This is a genomic window from Agromyces sp. Marseille-P2726, from assembly GCF_902809835.1.
Lineage (GTDB): Bacteria > Actinomycetota > Actinomycetes > Actinomycetales > Microbacteriaceae > Agromyces.
This window is the reverse complement of sequence record NZ_CADDWM010000011.1, coordinates 368420-385480: the sequence shown is the minus strand read 5'-3', so window position 1 is coordinate 385480 and position 17061 is coordinate 368420. Positions and strand designations below refer to the sequence as shown.

At 68.3% G+C, this 17061-nt stretch carries 14 protein-coding genes; 13 read left to right on the top strand and 1 reads right to left on the bottom strand.

Going from position 1 to position 17061, the window contains the following annotated elements; genetic code table 11:
• Positions 1–162 precede the first annotated feature (162 nt).
• The 4 genes from pta (at position 163) to HUS56_RS06180 (ending at position 5715) form a co-directional block, all read left to right on the top strand.
• Positions 163–2472 carry a phosphate acetyltransferase gene (gene pta, locus HUS56_RS06195; protein ID WP_173922504.1) on the top strand — a complete coding sequence of 770 codons (2310 nt, stop codon included), beginning with the start codon at positions 163–165 and terminating at the stop codon, positions 2470–2472.
• Positions 2469–3695 (top strand): acetate/propionate family kinase, encoded by a 1227-nt coding sequence (locus HUS56_RS06190; protein ID WP_173922503.1) that lies wholly within the window; start codon positions 2469–2471, stop codon positions 3693–3695. The genes pta and HUS56_RS06190 overlap by 4 nt, the downstream gene beginning before the upstream one ends.
• An 83-nt stretch (positions 3696–3778) precedes the next feature.
• Positions 3779–4357 (top strand): winged helix-turn-helix domain-containing protein, encoded by a 579-nt coding sequence (locus HUS56_RS06185; RefSeq protein WP_173922502.1) that lies wholly within the window; start codon positions 3779–3781, stop codon positions 4355–4357.
• Entirely contained in the window at positions 4354–5715 is a 1362-nt protein-coding gene (locus HUS56_RS06180; protein WP_173922501.1) for an MFS transporter, read from the top strand. Before HUS56_RS06185 ends, HUS56_RS06180 begins: the two co-directional genes overlap by 4 nt.
• A 96-nt stretch (positions 5716–5811) precedes the next feature.
• Here the strand turns inward: HUS56_RS06180 and HUS56_RS06175 are convergent, their stop codons facing one another.
• Positions 5812–6186, bottom strand: coding sequence for a TraR/DksA C4-type zinc finger protein (locus tag HUS56_RS06175; RefSeq protein WP_217423946.1), 375 nt, complete (start codon positions 6184–6186; stop codon positions 5812–5814).
• A gap of 468 nt (positions 6187–6654) precedes the next feature.
• Here HUS56_RS06175 and HUS56_RS06170 point away from each other — a divergent pair, with 468 nt between their 5' ends.
• The 9 genes from HUS56_RS06170 to HUS56_RS06130 all read left to right on the top strand — a co-directional run bounded on the left by HUS56_RS06170 (position 6655) and on the right by HUS56_RS06130 (position 16883).
• On the top strand, positions 6655–7269 hold the full coding sequence (locus HUS56_RS06170; RefSeq protein WP_173922500.1) for a low molecular weight phosphatase family protein: 615 nt from the start codon (positions 6655–6657) through the stop codon (positions 7267–7269).
• Positions 7270–7407: 138 nt separating this feature from the next.
• Entirely contained in the window at positions 7408–8859 is a 1452-nt protein-coding gene (locus HUS56_RS06165; protein ID WP_173922499.1) for a polysaccharide biosynthesis tyrosine autokinase, read from the top strand.
• 143 nt (positions 8860–9002) lie between these two features.
• A complete protein-coding gene (locus HUS56_RS06160; protein WP_173922498.1) occupies positions 9003–10163 on the top strand; it encodes a glycosyltransferase in 1161 nt (386 codons plus the stop codon).
• 278 nt (positions 10164–10441) lie between these two features.
• On the top strand, positions 10442–11176 hold the full coding sequence (locus HUS56_RS06155; RefSeq protein ID WP_173922497.1) for a glycosyltransferase: 735 nt from the start codon (positions 10442–10444) through the stop codon (positions 11174–11176).
• A 22-nt stretch (positions 11177–11198) separates the two neighbouring features.
• A complete protein-coding gene (locus HUS56_RS06150) occupies positions 11199–12320 on the top strand; it encodes a glycosyltransferase family 1 protein (RefSeq protein WP_173922496.1) in 1122 nt (373 codons plus the stop codon).
• Entirely contained in the window at positions 12317–13303 is a 987-nt protein-coding gene (locus HUS56_RS06145) for a glycosyltransferase family 2 protein (protein ID WP_371808296.1), read from the top strand. Before HUS56_RS06150 ends, HUS56_RS06145 begins: the two co-directional genes overlap by 4 nt.
• 43 nt (positions 13304–13346) lie before the next feature.
• Positions 13347–14255 (top strand): glycosyltransferase family A protein, encoded by a 909-nt coding sequence (locus HUS56_RS06140; RefSeq protein WP_173922494.1) that lies wholly within the window; start codon positions 13347–13349, stop codon positions 14253–14255.
• On the top strand, positions 14252–15580 hold the full coding sequence (locus HUS56_RS06135; RefSeq protein ID WP_173922493.1) for an oligosaccharide flippase family protein: 1329 nt from the start codon (positions 14252–14254) through the stop codon (positions 15578–15580). The genes HUS56_RS06140 and HUS56_RS06135 overlap by 4 nt, the downstream gene beginning before the upstream one ends.
• Entirely contained in the window at positions 15573–16883 is a 1311-nt protein-coding gene (locus HUS56_RS06130) for an O-antigen ligase (RefSeq protein ID WP_173922492.1), read from the top strand. The genes HUS56_RS06135 and HUS56_RS06130 overlap by 8 nt, the downstream gene beginning before the upstream one ends.
• Positions 16884–17061 lie beyond the last annotated feature (178 nt).

Below are 17061 nucleotides of genomic sequence, written 5' to 3'. Positions count from 1 at the left end.
ACGAATCACCGGCGCCAGCCCGACCATGGACGACACGCCGTGACGACCCTTCGACGGCACACGACCTCCTGTACGCGTCCTCCACCCGGCAAAGGGTCGTCACGCGGAGTGCGAGCGACGGCGCCACGCGGCATCCGACACGCGCCCAATAGGCTGGAGCGCGTGGCGCACCGCATGTACATCTGCTCGCCCGAAGGGAACACGGGCAAGTCGACCGTGGCGCTCGGCGCCCTCGAGACGCTGGCGCGGCGCGCGACCCGGGTCGGGGTGTTCCGGCCCATCGCCCGCTCCACGAAGGAGCAGGACTACGTGCTCGAGATGCTCCTCGCGCAAGACGGGGTCGTGCCGCTCGAGTACGACGAGGCGGTGGGCGTGTCGTACGACGACGTGCACGTCGATCCCGACGCCGCGCTCGAGACCATCGTGCGGCGCTTCAAGGCCATCGAGGAGCAGTGCGATGCGGTGGTGATCCTCGGGTCGGACTTCACGGATGTCGGAAGCCCCACCGAGCTCGGCTACAACGCGCGAATCGCCGCCAACCTCGGCGCCCCCGTGCTGCTCGTGCTCGGCGGGCGCGTGAGTGCGGGGCGCGGGCGAAGTCGCTCGGATCGGCTCGGATACTCCGACGCGCGCACACCCGACGAGCTCGCCCAGCTGACCGAACTCGCGATCGAGGAGCTCGAGCGCGAGCACGCCTCGGTCCTCGGCATCGTCGTGAATCGCGCCGACCCCGACCGGCTCGACGAGATCATCGAGCAGGTCCGAGCCGCGGCGGGCCCCGAGGCCGGCGCGGGCACCCAGACGAGCTCCGAAGCCGCGACGCCGGGCGCGGCATCCGGTGTCGTGGTCTGGGCGATCCCCGAAGACCAGTACCTCGTCGCGCCGTCGATGCGCACCATCATGCACGCCATCGACGGTGAGCTGTACGCGGGCGAGCCCGAGCTGCTGAATCGCGAGGCGCTGGGCGTGGTCGTGGCCGCCATGTCGATGGAGAACGTGCTCACCCGTCTCATCGAGGGGTCGGTCGTGGTGGTTCCGGCCGACCGCAGCGAGGTGCTGCTGGCGGTGCTGACGGCGCAGACCTCGGCGACGTTCCCGTCGGTGTCGGGCATCGTGCTGAACGGCGGGTTCCCGATCTCCGAGGCCATGGAGCGACTCATCGGGGGCCTGAAGGCGGGCCTGCCGATCGTGCGCACCGACCTCGGCAGTTACGACACCGCGCTCGCGATCACGCACACCCGCGGACGCCTCGCCGCCGAGTCGCAGCGCAAGCGCGACACGGCCCTCGCGCTCTTCGAGAAGCACGTCGACGGCCAGGCGCTGCTCGACGTGCTCGACGTGGCCGAACCCGAGGTCGTGACGCCGCTCATGTTCGAGTACGGGCTGCTCGAGCGCGCCCGCCAGGAGCGCAAGCACATCGTGCTGCCCGAGGGCTACGACGACCGCATCCTCCGGGCCGCCGCGACACTGCTGGCTCGGGATGTCGCGGAGCTCACGATCCTCGGTGAAGAGATCGAGATCCGCTCCCGCGCCATCGGGCTCGGGCTCGACATCTCGCGCGCGACCGTACTCTCGAATCACGACCACGTGCTCGTCTACCGGTTCGCCGACGAGTACGCGCGCCGACGCGCGCACAAGGGCGTGACGATCGAGCAGGCCCGCGAGATCGTGCAGGACGTCTCGTACTTCGGCACCATGATGGTCGCGCTGGGCCTGGCCGACGGCATGGTGTCGGGCGCCATGCACACGACGGCGCACACCATTCGGCCGGCATTCGAGATCATCAAGACGAAGCCCGGCGTCGAGGTCGTCTCGAGCGTGTTCCTCATGGCGCTTGCCGATCGGGTGCTCGTCTACGGCGACTGCGCGATCGTGCCCGTGCCGACCTCGGAGCAGCTGGCCGACATCGCGATCTCGTCGGCGGCGACCGCCGCGCAGTTCGGCATCGAGCCGCGCGTGGCGATGCTCTCGTACTCCACGGGCGAGTCGGGTTCGGGCGCCGACGTCGACAAGGTGCGGCGCGCGACGCGGCTCGTGCGCGAACGGGCGCCCGAGCTCGCGGTCGAGGGGCCGATCCAGTACGACGCGGCGGCCGACGCCGCGGTGGCGCGCACGAAGCTGCCCGAGTCGGCGGTCGCCGGCCGCGCGACGGTGTTCATCTTCCCCGACCTGAACACGGGCAACAACACGTACAAGGCGGTGCAGCGCTCGTCGGGCGCCGTGGCGATCGGGCCCGTGCTGCAGGGCCTGAACAAGCCGATCAACGACCTCTCGCGCGGCGCGCTCGTGCAGGACATCGTGAACACGGTGGCCATCACGGCGATCCAGGCGGCCGAGTCCGGTGGTCGAGTAGCGCCCGGCGAAGCCGGACGCCCCGGTGGTCGAGTAGCGCCCGGCGAAGCCGGACGCCCCGGTGGTCGAGAAGCGCCCGGCGAAGCCGGACGCGTATCGAGACCCGAGGACGCCCCGTGAGCATCGTCCTCGTCATCAACTCGGGCTCGTCGTCGCTCAAGTACGAGCTCATCGACGTCGAAGCCGAGCAGACGCTCGCCTCGGGCCTCATCGAGCGCATCGGCGAGCGAACCGGACGCGCGACGCACACCGTCCCCGTCACCGCCACGCCGTCGGTCGAGCGCACCGAGGCGCCGTCGGAGTCGACCCGCGAGCTCCCGATCCCCGATCACACGGCGGCGTTCCAGGTGATGCTCGAGGCGTTCGCCGACCACGGACCCTCGATCGAGCTGAACCCGCCCGTGGCCGTCGGGCACCGCGTCGTGCACGGCGGCAAGCGGTTCTTCGAGCCGACGGTCGTCACCGATCTCGTGAAGATCAACATCGAAGACCTCGCCGAGCTCGCCCCGTTGCACAACCCCGCGAATCTCCAGGGCATCGAGGCGGCCCAAACGATGTTCCCCGACGTGCCGCACGTGGCGGTGTTCGACACGGCGTTCCATCAGACGCTGCCGCCCGCCGCGTACACCTACGCGATCGACGCCGACGTCGCCGAGAAGTACCGGGTGCGCCGCTACGGCTTCCACGGCACGTCGCACAAGTACGTGTCGCAGCGGGCCGCCGAGTTCATCGGCCGCCCGCTCGCCGAGGTCAAGCAGCTCGTGCTGCACCTCGGCAACGGCGCGTCGATCACCGCGGTCGACGGCGGTCGCTCGGTCGAGACCTCGATGGGGCTCACCCCGCTCGAGGGTCTCGTGATGGGCAGCCGCTCGGGCGACGTCGATCCCGCCGTGCTGTTCCACCTGCATCGCAAGGCCGACATGTCGTTCGACGAGCTCGACGACCTGCTGAACAAGCGCAGCGGCGTGCTCGGACTTTCGGGAACCCGCGACATGCGCGACGTACTCGAACGGCGCGCCGAGGGGGATGCCGCGGCATCCCTCGCCTTCGACGTGTATGTGCACCGCATCAAGGGGTACGTGGGCGCGTACTTCGCGCAGCTCGGCCGGCTCGACGTGATCTCGTTCACGGCGGGCGTCGGCGAGAACGCGGCGCCCGTGCGGGCCGCCGCGCTGGCGGGGCTCGAGCGGCTCGGCATCGAAATCGACGAGGAGCGCAACGCCGAGCGGTCGGGGGAGATCCGGAAGATCTCGACGGATGCCTCGGAGGTGGCCGTGCTCGTCGTGCCCACCGACGAGGAGCTCGAGATCGCGCGCGAGACGCTCGCCGCCATCGAAGCCTGAACCGGCTGTTGAGCGCACCGAGCGAGGTGGGAAGTTCCGCAAGAACTCTTGTGCAAGAACTCTTGCGGATATAAGCTGCAGGCATGGCTGAACCACGGCGATCCTTCGAACTCCACGATCCGGGCCCCATGCGCGCGCTGGCGAACCCGCTGCGCCTGCGCATCCTCGGGTTGCTGCGGGTCGAGGGTCCGCAGTCGGTGAGCATGCTCGCCGAGGCGACGGGCGCGGCATCCGGTTCGATCAGCTATCACGTCTCAACGCTCGCGAAGCACGGGTTCGTGGTTCCCGCACCCGAGCTCGAGCGCGACGGTCGCGAGCGGTGGTGGCGCGCGGCCCACGAGTCGACGAGCTGGCGTTCCGAGGAGTTCCTCGACGATCCCGAGCGGCGCGAGGCATCCGACGCCATGCGACGAGCCGTGCTCGACGCGTACCATCGCGAACTGCTCGAGGCGGTCGACGCCGAGCTCGACCTCGAGCCCGAGTGGATCGGGGCATCCGAGTCGAGCGACGGCGGGGCGCACCTGACGCTCGAGGAGTTCCGCGAGCTCACCGCCGACCTCGCCGCGGTGCATAAGAAGTGGTGGGCGCGGCGCCGGGAGCCGGCACCGGGTACGCGGCCGGTGCGGTGGATCACGCACACGTTCCCGAGGAGCACGCGATGAGCGACCAGGGCAGCGCGGCGGGGCTCGATACGCGTCCGGCGGAGCCGGGCGCTACTCGACCAGCGGGGCCGGCGGAGCCGGGCGCTACTCGGCCAGCGGGGGCGCGGCGCCGCCTGCCCGTGCTCGCCCTGTACGTCGCCCAGTTCTTCTCGCTGTCGGGCAACGCGATCGCCCTGGTCGCCATCCCGATCATCGCGCTCATGCAGACCGGATCCCCGCTCGCCGCCGGCGTCGCGGGCGTCTTCGCGACGGTTCCGCTCGTCATCGGTGGCGCGTTCGGCGGCGTGCTCGTCGACCGCTTCGGCTACCGCACATCGTCGATCGTCGCCGACGTCGCGAGCGCGCTCACCGTGCTCGCCATCCCGGTGCTCTGGGTGACCGTCGGTCTCGATTTCGGCGTGCTGCTCGCGCTCGTCTTCCTCGGCGGGCTGCTCGACCCACCCGGCGACACGGCGAAGACGGTGCTGCTGCCAGACCTTGCGGCCCTCGCACGGATGCCGCTGGCCCGCGCCGCGGGCGCGCAGTCGGCCGTGCAGCGCACCGCATCCATGGTGGGTGCGGCCGTCGCGGGCGCCCTCGTCGCGCTCGCCGGGCCCGTGCCGGCCCTGGTCGTGGATGCGGCCGGGTTCATCGTCTCGGCGGTGCTGATCCTGTGCTTCGTGCCGCGTCGGCTCGCGGCATCCGTCACCGAAAGCCACACACCCGATGGCGACGCCGACCCGGCCGAGCACACACCGGCCGGATTCGTGGCGGGCATCCGATTCCTCGTGCGCTCGCCGCTGCTGCGCGCGATCGTGCTGCTCGTGACCCTCACGAACGCGATCGATGCGGCCGGCATGACCGTGCTGAAACCGGTCTACGCGACCGACGTGCTCGGCGAACCCGCATTGCTGGGGTTCATGGTCGGATGCTTCGCTGCCGGCGCCCTCACCGGCTCGGCGCTGTTCGGGGCACTCGGGCACCGCTGGTCGGGGCGGGTGATGTTCGCGACGTGCTTCGTGCTGGCGGGCTTTCCGCCGTACCTCGCGATGGCGCTCGGCGCTCCGGTGCCCGTGCTGCTGCCGGTGCTCACCCTGTCGGGTCTCGCGGCCGGGGCGCTGAACCCGATGATGGCGACCGCGATGTACGGCGAGGTGCCCGACGGCATGCGCGCGAGGGTGTTCGGCGCGACGACGGCGGGGGTCGCGGCGTCGATGCCGATCGGCGCGCTGCTCGGCGGATTCGCGGTCGAGCAGTTCGGGCTCGCACCGACGCTGGCCGTGTGCGCGGGGCTCTACCTGGTGCTCGGCGGGAGTCCGCTCTTCATCCGCGCCTTCAGCGGGCTGTCGAGCGCGCGGACGAGCGCACGACCGAGCTGACGCCGTCCACCCGCATCGAGACGGTCAGCGGCGCTGATTCAGCGCGGGAGGAAGACCACTTTCGCGACATATCGGATGCCGCAGCGACCGATTTCCTCAGCGAGCGAGCCGCGCGCAGTCTATGCAGAGCGTCGCGGTAGGTCGGGCGTCGAGTCGGGCGACGGTGATTCGCTTGCCGCACCGGGCGCAGATGCCGTAGGTGCCGTCGGCGATGCGGGCGAGGGCGTGTTCGATCTCGGTCAGCTCGGCGCGAACGTCGGCGAGCACGGCGGTGCGCTGCGACCACTCCTGCGTCATCGTCGGGCCTTCGGGGTCGTGCTCGTCGTCGGCCGTGGCATCCGATCTCGCCGTACGCACCTCGGACATCGCGTCGTCGAACTCGGCGAGCCGCTCTTCGGCGTCGGTGCGCTCAGCGCGCAGCCTGGCCTCGAACCTCGTGAGCTGAGCCGGGGTCATCGTTGTCGCCGTCATTCGGCCCCCTTCCGGTCAGAGCATGCTACGCCAGTACGGTGCGCTTCTCGCCGCAATTGGGCATGAGCCGCTGAAATAGCCACCTCCGCCGCTTGGTGTGGCCCGTCCGGAATGCAGCGGCGGAAATCGACCATCGGAGCGACCTGCGCACGGCCGGCATGTATTCGGCCCGAACCATCGGTGACCCGGCGTTCGTCGAAGAGCGACGTTGGTATGGAAGACTTGATCCGGCTGCACCAAGGGAGTGCCGTCAGCCTGGAGGGACTCGCCCTTGGAACCCCTTGACCACCCGTTCATCCTGCTCGAACAGTGGGTGCTCATGGTCGCGTGCCTGCTTCTGAGGATCGGCGCCGCTGCTGCCTCCTACGAATACGGTGAGCACACCTCTGTCGTCGCGAGCCATGGTGTCCGGGAAGTCCTCGGGAGCGCCATTGGCGAGACGTGCGAGAGAACTAGGAGTCGTCCCGCGTGAGCTTCCGAATCTTGACGGTGTGCTCGGGCAACATCTGTCGGTCTCCGTTGGCCGAACAGCTGCTGCGCGCGGGCCTTGCCGGCATCGAGGGCGTCACGGTTTCCAGTGCCGGCACTTACGCCATGGTCGGCGATGGGATGCCCGCCGAGGCTGCGGCCATCGCGGCCCGCTACGGAGTGACGGATGCCGCTGCGCACGTCGCTCGTCAGGTCGACGAGCAGCTCATCCGCGACGTCGACCTCGTGCTCGGTCTCTCTCGTGAGCACCGCCGCGCGATCGTGGAGCTCGTCCCGGCGGTGACTCGCCGCACCTTCACGCTACGGGAGTTCGCGCACCTCGCGGCTTCCGTAACCGATGCCGACCTCGACGCCGCTGCGCAGTCAGCCCAGTCACCCGAACGCGAACCGGGCGTCGGCGCGAAGCTTCGTGAGGCCGTCGTTGCGGCCGCGTCTCTCCGCGGCGTGGTACAGCCTTTCGCCTCGCCCGATGACGCCGATGTCGTGGACCCCTTCCGTCGATCTGCCGCCATCTACGAGAGCTCCGCGGCACAGCTGGTGCCCGCCGTCAAGGCGACGGTCGCGCTCCTCATACGCGCGGCAGAGCGGGCATAAGGCATTTGATGCCATACCTGTGACATCCTTCGGCACGCACGCCGCACATCCGGTGTGGGCGTCCGGCACGTTCGCCCGGTATGTGAGAATGATCTCCGGCTGCGCCGAGGGGGGTTGCCGCCAACGGGAAGGAACACGGTGGATCCACGCGAGTACCTGCGCATTCTCCACAAGCACTGGGTGCTCATCGTCGGCTGCGTCCTGCTCGGAATCGCCGCCGCAGCAGCGTTCTCGGTCATCGTCACCCCGAAGTACGTCGCCACGACCGAGCTGTACGTGTCGGTGCGTTCGGGCGACAGCGTCGCCACCGGTGACCTCGTGCAGGGCACGAACTTCGCCCGCCAGGCGGTCACGAGCTACGTCGACGTCGTCGACAGCGCGATCGTGCTCGACCGGGTCATCGACGAGTTGCAGCTCACCGACACGACGCGACGGCAACTCGCCACGCAGGTCGCGGCGACCTCACCGCTCAACACGGTGCTCATCGAGATCTCGGTGACCGACAGCGAGCCCGAACTGGCCGCCGAGATCGCGAACTCGACCGGGCGCAACTTCGCCGACGTCGTGGTGAACGAGCTCGAGAAGCCCGAGGGCGCCGCGCCGAGCCTCGTGAAGATCGAGACGATCCAGCCCGCCGATGTGCCCACCTCGGCGTCGAGCCCCAACGTGCCCCTGAACCTCGCGCTCGGCGGGCTCATCGGCCTCGCGCTCGGCATCGGCATCGCCGTGCTGCGCAGCGTGCTCGACACCCGCATCCACTCGTTGCGTGACATCGAGCAGGTCACCGACAAGCCGTTGCTCGGCGGTATCGCGCTCGACCCCGACGCGAGCCGGCGCCCGCTGATCGTCTACGCCGATCCGCGCAATCCGCGGGCCGAGTCATTCCGCAGCCTTCGCACGAACCTGCAGTTCATCAACGTCGAAGACGGTCCGCGCAGCTTCGTCATCTCGAGCGCCGGGCCAGGTGAGGGCAAGTCCACGACCACGGCCAACCTCGCGATCTCGCTCGCCGAGACGGGCGCCAAGGTGGCGCTCATCGACGGCGACCTGCGCATGCCGAAGCTCGCGGAGTACCTCGGCATCGAGGGCGGGGTGGGTCTCACCGACGTGCTGATCGGCCGTGCCGAGCTGGTCGACGTGCTGCAGAAGTGGGGCCGCGGAGACCTCTACGTGCTGCCGTCGGGTCGCATCCCACCGAACCCGAGCGAGCTGCTCGGGTCGGCGGCCATGGCACGGGTGCTCGAGCGGCTGACCTCGCAGTTCGATTACGTGCTCATCGACGCGCCGCCGCTGCTTCTGGTGACGGATGCCGCGGTGGTCTCGAAGCTCACCGGTGGCGCGATCCTCGTGGCTGCGTCGGGGTCGACGAAGAAGCAGGAGCTGGCCGGCGCCGTGCGCGCGCTCGACGCGATCGGCAGTCGCCTGCTCGGCGTCGTGGTCACGATGCTGCCGACGAAGGGCCCCGACAGCTACGGCTACGGCAACTACACCTACGGTGTGAGCCACGACCTCGACGACGTCTTCGGCGGCGATCACGGCGACGCCGCACCCGGCAGGACGGCCGAGCGATCGAGGAGATCACGGGCATAGAGTCCCGCGCCACGCTTCCGATCGACTTTGCGTTTGCTTGAGCAAACCTTACGATCGCTCAATCGGTCACGTGCAACGCTGCCGATTGACTGTACCTTTGCTTGAGTGAACCTCGCGGTCACCAGAGTCGGAAGCTCCACACCATGCCCTCAGTCGTCATCCTCGGCACCCGCGGATACCCCAGCTACTACGGCGGGTTCGAGACGGCCGTGCGCAAGATCGCCCCATACCTCGCCGAGCACGGCTGGGAGGTCACCGTCTATGGGCGTGAGGGAACGACGGAGCCGGACGATCCCCAGCGCGACCCGCGAATCACGTGCATCACCACCCGCGGGTTGGAATCGAAGTCGTTCAGCACGCTTTCGCACGGGTTCACCGCCTCGCTCGACACCATGAAGCGCAAGCCCGATGTCGCGCTCATCATGAACGTCGCGAACGGGTTCTTCCTCCCCATGCTGAGGGCTCGGGGCATCCCGACCCTCGTGAACGTCGACGGCATCGAGTGGGATCGCGAGAAGTGGGGCAAGGCCGCGAAGGTGATGTTCGTCACCGGGGCTCGGCTGACCGCGCGGTGGGCCACCGAGATCATCGTCGACGCCGAGGAGATCGGTCGGCGATGGCTGTCCGAGTTCGGCCGCGACGGACTCTTCATTCCATACGGGGGCGACGTGGTGCGCGAGCTCCCCGTGCAGCCCGGGTTGACGCATCGGGGATACGCCCTCGTGGTGGCGCGCTTCGTGCCCGAGAACACCATTCCCGAGTTCTTCCAGGCCGTGGAACGGATCGCGGATCGGCAGCCGGTGGTCATCGTCGGCTCCTCGGGGTACGGCGGCGAGTTCGACGAGATCGCCCACGACCTGGCTGAGCGCCACGGCAACGTGCACGCCTACGGGCACATCTCCGACGACGACCTGCTGCAGAGCCTCTGGCAGCACGCCGGCGCGTACTTCCACGGCCACAGCGTCGGGGGCACGAACCCCGCCCTCGTGCAGGCGATGGCGGCGGGTGCCCCCACGGTCGCGCGCGACACCCCGTACAACCGCGAGGTGCTGCAGCACCATGGCGTGTTCGTGGAAGCCGACCCCGAGCAGATCGCGGTGGCGATCGACACGCTGCTGCTCGATCGATCGGAGCAGGACCGCCTGTCGGCCGGGGCGCGAGCACGCGCAGGGACCGCGTACACCTGGGACGACGTCTGCGCCGACTACGAGCGAGCGCTGCGGGGGTTGATCGCATCGCCGGCCCGAGCGCGCGGATGGCACGGTGACGACGGCCAGCCGACGGCAGGTCTGGCTCGGCTATGACGTCGACGGACCAGCGGGTGCACGTACTCCCGGTGCATCGAACGAACCGCACGGTCGCAATCATGGGCACGCGCGCAAGGTCGGTCGCGGGGAGGCTGCGTGACGCCATCCGGCGGAAGGCCGTCGAGAGCGCTCTTGCCGTTCGGAATCTGGTGTCCCGCACGTCCGTTCTCGGCCGCGGCATCTCGACGGTGACCTTGACGACCCACGGGGCCCGGGTGGCGGGTTCTGCGCTCGCCATCGAATCGATAGCCCGGGGTGCTGTGCGTCCCCAACGGATGATCCTCTGGATCGACGACCCGGCCACGCTGAACGACCTGCCCGCAGCCCTGCGGAGGCTCGCGCGGAGGGGCTTGGAGATCCGCCTCTCCGATCGGAACTACGGACCGCACACGAAGTACTATCCCTACGTTCGGTTGCCCGAATCGTCAGCATCACCGTTCGTCACGGCTGACGACGACGTCGTGTATCCGAAGTACTGGCTCGAGCGCCTCGAGTCGGCGTTCTTGCGACAGCCCGACGTTGTTCACTGCTTCAGAGCTCATCGGATCCGGTTCGATGGGCAGGCTGTCGCCCCGTACTCGAGCTGGATCGAGCCGTCGGGGGGCCAGGCTGAGGCGTCAGACGCCGACCCGAGCCTCCTCAACTTCGCGACCGGTGTGTCGGGGGTGATCTATCCTCCGCTGGCCGGAGAAGCACTTGCTGCCGCGGGTGACGCGTTCGTGACGTCGTGCTCGACCGCCGACGACGTGTGGATTCACGTGCAACTCGTCCGGAGCGGCATCCCGACCCATCAGATCGAGGCCACACCCCGGCTCTTCCATCTCATGCAGCGTGCGCAGGCCGACGGTCTCTGGACCACGACGAATGGCACAGCGAACGATGTGTACATCAGGGCGCACTATTCGGGAGAGGTGCTCGCACGACTCCTGGATGTCGCCGGCCTGGCGTCTCCGCGAGTCGAGCCCGAGTCGTCCGTCCGCGGTGTCGCCGACGTGTCGAGGCGCGGGTGATCGCGTGTTGCAGGATCCGGTGATGACGTCGACGGATGAGCGCGTCGGCGCGCCACTCTCCGTGCTGTTCGATGGGTATTGGCTGCTGGACGGTCCGCCGTCGGGGCGGAACGTGGTCGGATCCCTGATTGCGGCGTGGAGTGCGCAGTACCCAGACGATCGCTTGACCGTTGCCCTGCCTAGCAGCCCACCCGCGTCGCTCGAATCGCACCACGGATTCGATGCCGGGATCGGCTTCGTCGAGATCCCGCCGCGAGTGCGGAATCACGGGCTCTGGGTCACGGGTCGGATCGGGCGCATCGCCGCACCCTACGACGTCGTGATCACCCAGAACTTCACCCCGTGGCGCGGAACGTTCGCCTCGACGAAGCGAGTGACGTTCGTGCACGACGCCCTGTTCGTCGACCACCCGAACTGGTTCACGCTGCCTGAGCTCGCGTACTTCTCAGGAATCGGCGTCGGCACGCGCAACGCCGACCTCGTGCTGACGTCGTCGAGGAGCGAACAGCGCAGGATTCAGCACGCGTGGCCCCGGTTGCGTGAGCGCGTCGAAGCCGTCGGACTGGGCGTGCCGACCGCGCTGGCCCTGGCGGTGAGCCGCCGCCCGACGGCCTTACCCGAGGCGGAGCGACCATACATCCTCGCGGTGGGGCGACTGAACTACCGGAAGAACCTTCGAGCACTGATCGCGGCATACTCGTCCTCGCCGCGCTTGAGCTCCTCCTACGACCTCGTCATCGTCGGTGCAGCGGATGGCAAGGACCCCGGACTCGACGGGGTCGAGGTGCCCGGGAGCGTGCGTTTCCTGGGTCATGTGACGGATGGCGAGCTCGCCTGGCTCTATCGTCATTGCGAGCTGTTCGCGTTTCCGTCTTTGGGTGAGGGCTTCGGGCTTCCGCTCTTGGAGGCGGCCTACTTCTCGGCCCGCACCATCGCCAGCGACATCGGAGTGTTCCGCGAGATCGGCGTCGCCGAGTCGTACTTCGATCCGCACTCCATCGAATCCATCGGGGCTGCTCTCGAGCGGGCCCTGGCGACCGGTGCGAGTTCACCGAGGCATCCTGAACCGTCGACCGGCTGGGAGTCTGTGGCCGTGCGGACCCGTCGAGCTGTGCACCAGGCGCTGAAGGGCGAGGCCAGGTGAGCGCGCTGCGGAACCCGAGCGCGCGCGAGACCACGCCTCGCATATCGGTGATCATCGTGACGTACAACAGTCTCGACGTCATTCGGTCGTGCCTTTCGGCGCTCTCGAGGCTCCATTCGGATGCCGCCGGAGAGGTGATCGTCGTCGACAACGCATCCAGTGACGGAACACCCGAATTGGTCACAGGGCAGTTCCCCTGGGTGACCACCGTTCGGTCGGGCAGCAACGGGGGATTCGCCAACGGTGTCCGTCTCGGAGTCGAGCACGCACGTGGCGACGTGTTCTGTCTCTTGAACCCCGACGCGGTCGCCGATGCGGCGGCGGTGTTGACGGCATCGTCGAACCTCGCCGACGTGGCACGTGTCGGTGTCGTCGCCCCGTTGATCTGTCATCCGGGCGGGCGACTCAAGATCGTCTCTGCGGGTCACCAACCCACCCTGTGGCGGATGTTCACGCACTATTCGGGTCTCTCGAGGCTCGGAAGATTCGCACCCGTCTTGGAGGGGCACTACCTGCTTCCCAACCAGCTGCACGGGCAACGTGACGTCGAGTGGGTGACCGGGGCCTGCCTGCTGATCTCGAGATCGTGCTGGGATCGCGTCGGCGGGATCAGCTCCCGGTGGTTCATGTACGCGGAGGACGTCGAACTCTGTCACCGGGCCCGCAAGGCCGGGTATCGCGTCATCCTCGATTCGACGGTTCGCGTTGAACATGCGATGGGAACGAGCACGGCGGGCCATGCGCGCAGGGTGAATGCGGCGTGGATCACGAACCTGTTCGACTTCTATTCGTCGGACTTGGCGCGCAACCCGGTCGAGCAGCACCTGTGGAAAGCCGTCGTCGCGCTGGGCCTTGCGAGTCGTGCGGTCGTGTACTCGGTTCGTGCGGTCCGCAGTCGCAGGCCCGACCACAGACCCGACCAGTCCTGGGGCCTGGAAGCTCGTCGATTCCGCCATTACGCGATGGCGGTGCTTCGAGCATGACGCCCGGAACGGTTTGGCCGTGGTAGCTGCGACAGCGTCAGGGGTGAGTGTCGTCATTCCCACGGTCGGTCGGTCGACGTTGGTGCGAGCGATCGCCTCCGCCTTGAACCAGTCGGCAGCACCGGCGGAGGTGATCGTCTGCGTCGACGGCGATCCTGCCGTCGACCTGTGGCCGTTCGACGATCACGCTTCCGTGAGGGTCGTGCACGCGGGGGTCGGGGTAGGTGGAAACGCGGCGCGGCAGGCCGGCATCGTCGCGGCCCGTTCCGGCATCGTTGCGCTGCTCGATGATGACGACGTGTGGCACGCCGAGAAACTGCGCGCTCAGCTCGACCTGGCCGCGACGGCTCGAGGAGATCGCCACTGGTTCGCCACCTGCATGCTGCGTCCGGTGACGCCGACGGGCGGCGAGCTCGGCATCGTCCCGCGCATCAAGTTCGAAGCGGGTGAAGACCTGCCGAGCTATCTCTTCCGCAAGAAGACGCTGCGGGCGCCGCAGGGATTCATCCAGAGCTCGACCTTGATGTTCCCGAGGTCGCTTGCGATCGACGTTCCATTCGATGCCTCGCTGCCGTTTCACCAGGACATCGGTTGGTTGATGGATGTCTACTCCCGATTCCCCGAGATCGAGGTGCTGCAAGTGGACCGCCCGCTCGTGGACCTCCACCTCTCGCCCGATTCGATGATCAGCCGCATCACACCCGACGGGTCGATCCGCTGGGCACGTGACCGGCTGTCGCGGTATGGCCGGCGGCTCGTGGCGGACTTCATTCTGACGCAGACGCTCGAGGTCGCGACACGAAGGCCGAACGCGACCAGGGAGCAGCTTCGTGTGACGGGTGCGGCGTTTCGGTACGGTGCGCCGGGCGTGGCCGTCACGGCCAGGGCGTTGTCGATCGTCTGCCGTTCGTTGCTCTGGCGTCTTCGTGGCGAGCGGGGTGAGGGCACGTGAGCGGGCTTCGCAGCGGAGTCGCGATCTCCACATTCGGCAACCTCGTCACGCCGTTGGCCGGCCTGATCACCGCCCCCGTGCTCGCCCAGTCACTGGGCGTCGTCGGTCGAGGCGAAGTGGCCGCGGCCACGACCCCGCTGTTCCTCGCCACGAGCGTGTTCACCCTCGGCCTGCCCGAGGCGTTGACCTACTTCGCGGCCAAGCGGCCGGCTCGCGAGGGCTGGACCGTGTCCATCTCCCTCATCGCGCTCGGCGCCCTCGGTTTCGTGGGGACCCTGCTCATCGCCGTCCTGACCCCGTTCCTGTCGGCCGACGACGAGTCGCTCGGCCGGATGATCCTCCTGGCTTCGATCGCCTGCACGCCGTCCCTGGTGCAAGCGGGCCTTCGAGGGCTCGCCTACGCATACCGCGCCTGGTGGCTGGTCACCTCCGACCGGATCCTGAGCTCCGCGTCGCGGCTGGTGATCATCTGCGCCTTGGCGCTCTCGTCGACCCTCACGCCTACCAGCGCGACCCTCGCCATCGCCTGGACCTCCGTCGCAGGCATCCTGGTCTATCTGGCGCTGCCGTTCCGAAGACACGTCGTCGAAGAGCGGGCTGCAGCTGCACCGTTCTCCGCGCTCGTCGCGTTCGGAGGCCGGGTCTGGATCGGCTCCCTCGCCGGGATCCTGCTTTCGAGAGTGGACCAGACGCTCATGGTTCCGTTCGCCGGCGCCTACGCCCTGGGCATCTACACCGTGGCCGTCACCGTCAGCGAGATCGCCCTCGTGTTCAACGCAGCCGTGCGGGACGTGACCTTCTCACTCGAGTCGGCTCGCCAGGACCAGTCGCGATTGGAGGCGGCCACGCGGGTCTCGACGCTGATCACGCTGGCGGCTGCGATCGGGGTCGGGTTGCTGTCGATCTGGGCGATTCCGTTCTTCTTCGGCGGCGAGTTCTCGGAGGCGGTCGTCGTGGTCTTCGTGCTCCTGATCGGTCTGGTGCTCGGGAACCCCGGCTCCGTGTCGGGGGCCGGTCTCCGCGCGCGAGGCCGCCCCGGACTGGCGAGCTGGTCCCTCGTCATCGGCATGACCGTGAATCTGCTGGCCCTCGTGCTCTGGGTGCCCGATCACGGAGCGATCGGGGCGGCCTGGGCCACCACGGCGGGAAGCATCGCGGCGGGTGGGATGAACGTATTCTGGCTACGGACGAGGTTCGGTGTTCCCGTGCGCAACCTGTTGCTCTTCCGACGGGCCGACCCGGCCGAACTGCTGCGGACCGGCACGAGGCTGCGGCGAATGGCTCGGCGCGATGTGCGTGAGACATCGGGGAGGGGCAGTGACTGAGCCAGGAGTGTCCGGCATCGTCCTGGTCGTGCTCGCCATCGCGACCCTGATCTTCCTCCCTCTCGTCGCGAGCAGGCTCGATCGCGCCCTTGTCGTCCTCCTCGTGCTGAGCTGGGCCAACTCCGTCACCATCGCCCTCGGCCCGGCGAACCTGCGCATCGAGATCTTCGCCCTCGTGCTCGCCGGCGTCGCCGCGCTGCTCGACCCCCGCGGCATCCGGAAGCTCGGCTGGTTCAGCATCCTGGTCGCCGCCGCTGCCGCCGCCTGGTTGGTGGCCTCCGCGTTCGCCAGTGCCACCGCGGCGGAGGAGCCTGTCAGGAGCTACTACATGCTGGGCATGCTCATCGCCGGTGTCGGCGCGTACTTCCTCGTCAGCGGTCGAGTCTCCGATCCCGTGTGGGTGGTGCGGATGGGTACGTCGGCCCTTGCCGTGCTCTGCGGCGTGTGCCTCCTCCTTCTGGTCACGGGCCTGACCGGCCCACCTCTGCTCATACCTCCCCAGGGAGGCGTGCTGTGGCGCGTGCGAGGGCTCGCGCTCGAAGCCAACCTGATGGGCTCGATCTGTGCGGGGTGGCTGGCCGTGATGTTCTACTGGCGTCGTCGGCTCGGGCGGGTGCACATCGTCTCCGCCGTCGTCATCTCGCTCGCCGCCGTGCTCACCAACACGCGAGCCACGTGGATCTGCCTGGCGGTGCTGGGTATCGCGCTGGCACTCACCTACCGCAAGCACGCCGTGGCCCTGTTGCCGCTGGTGCTCGCGATCGTCATCGCAGTGATCGCGGCCCTGCCGTCGAACAGTGAGCAGGAGTCGCTGCTCTGGAAGGCCAGCAACATCTTCTCGGCGCAGGATGGCACGGGACTGTACCGCATCCGCACGTGGGACATCGCGTTCGACGATCTCAACAGCGCGAACGGCTGGCTCACGGGGCTGGGTGTGAACTCCTATCCGCAGCGGCATCCGATCGACATCACCAACGTCACGGAGGGGTATGTCGGCAACGTCTGGGTCTCGACGATCTACGACTCCGGGATCATCGGTCTGATCCTGTTCGCGTTGATGCTGGTGCTCATGTGGCTCAGGAGTCCAGATCGGCTGGGCGCTCTCCCACTTTTCGCCACACTCGGCATCAGCTTCACCTTCACGAACGGGTTCTGGATGTTGTTCCCGTGGATCTACCTGGCGCTGGTCTCGGTCGGTCCGAAGGCCCTGATCGGGCCGTCAGATCCGGCGGCGGGCTTCTTCGTACCCCGTCTCGGCAACGCTGTCCCCCAAAACGAGGGGTTTTCCTCACTTCGACGTTGACGCAACCTGACGAGAACCTGAAGATTTGCTTCAGTGAGAGAACCCGTCGACACCTCTCATCGGTTGGTGCGCTGACGCCGCACCCGCCGTCGACCCGAATTGAGCCTGATGCAGGCCACCGAGAGGCGCAGCAAATGTCATCTGTCCATCCACCCGCCCGACACAGCGCCGGAAGCGG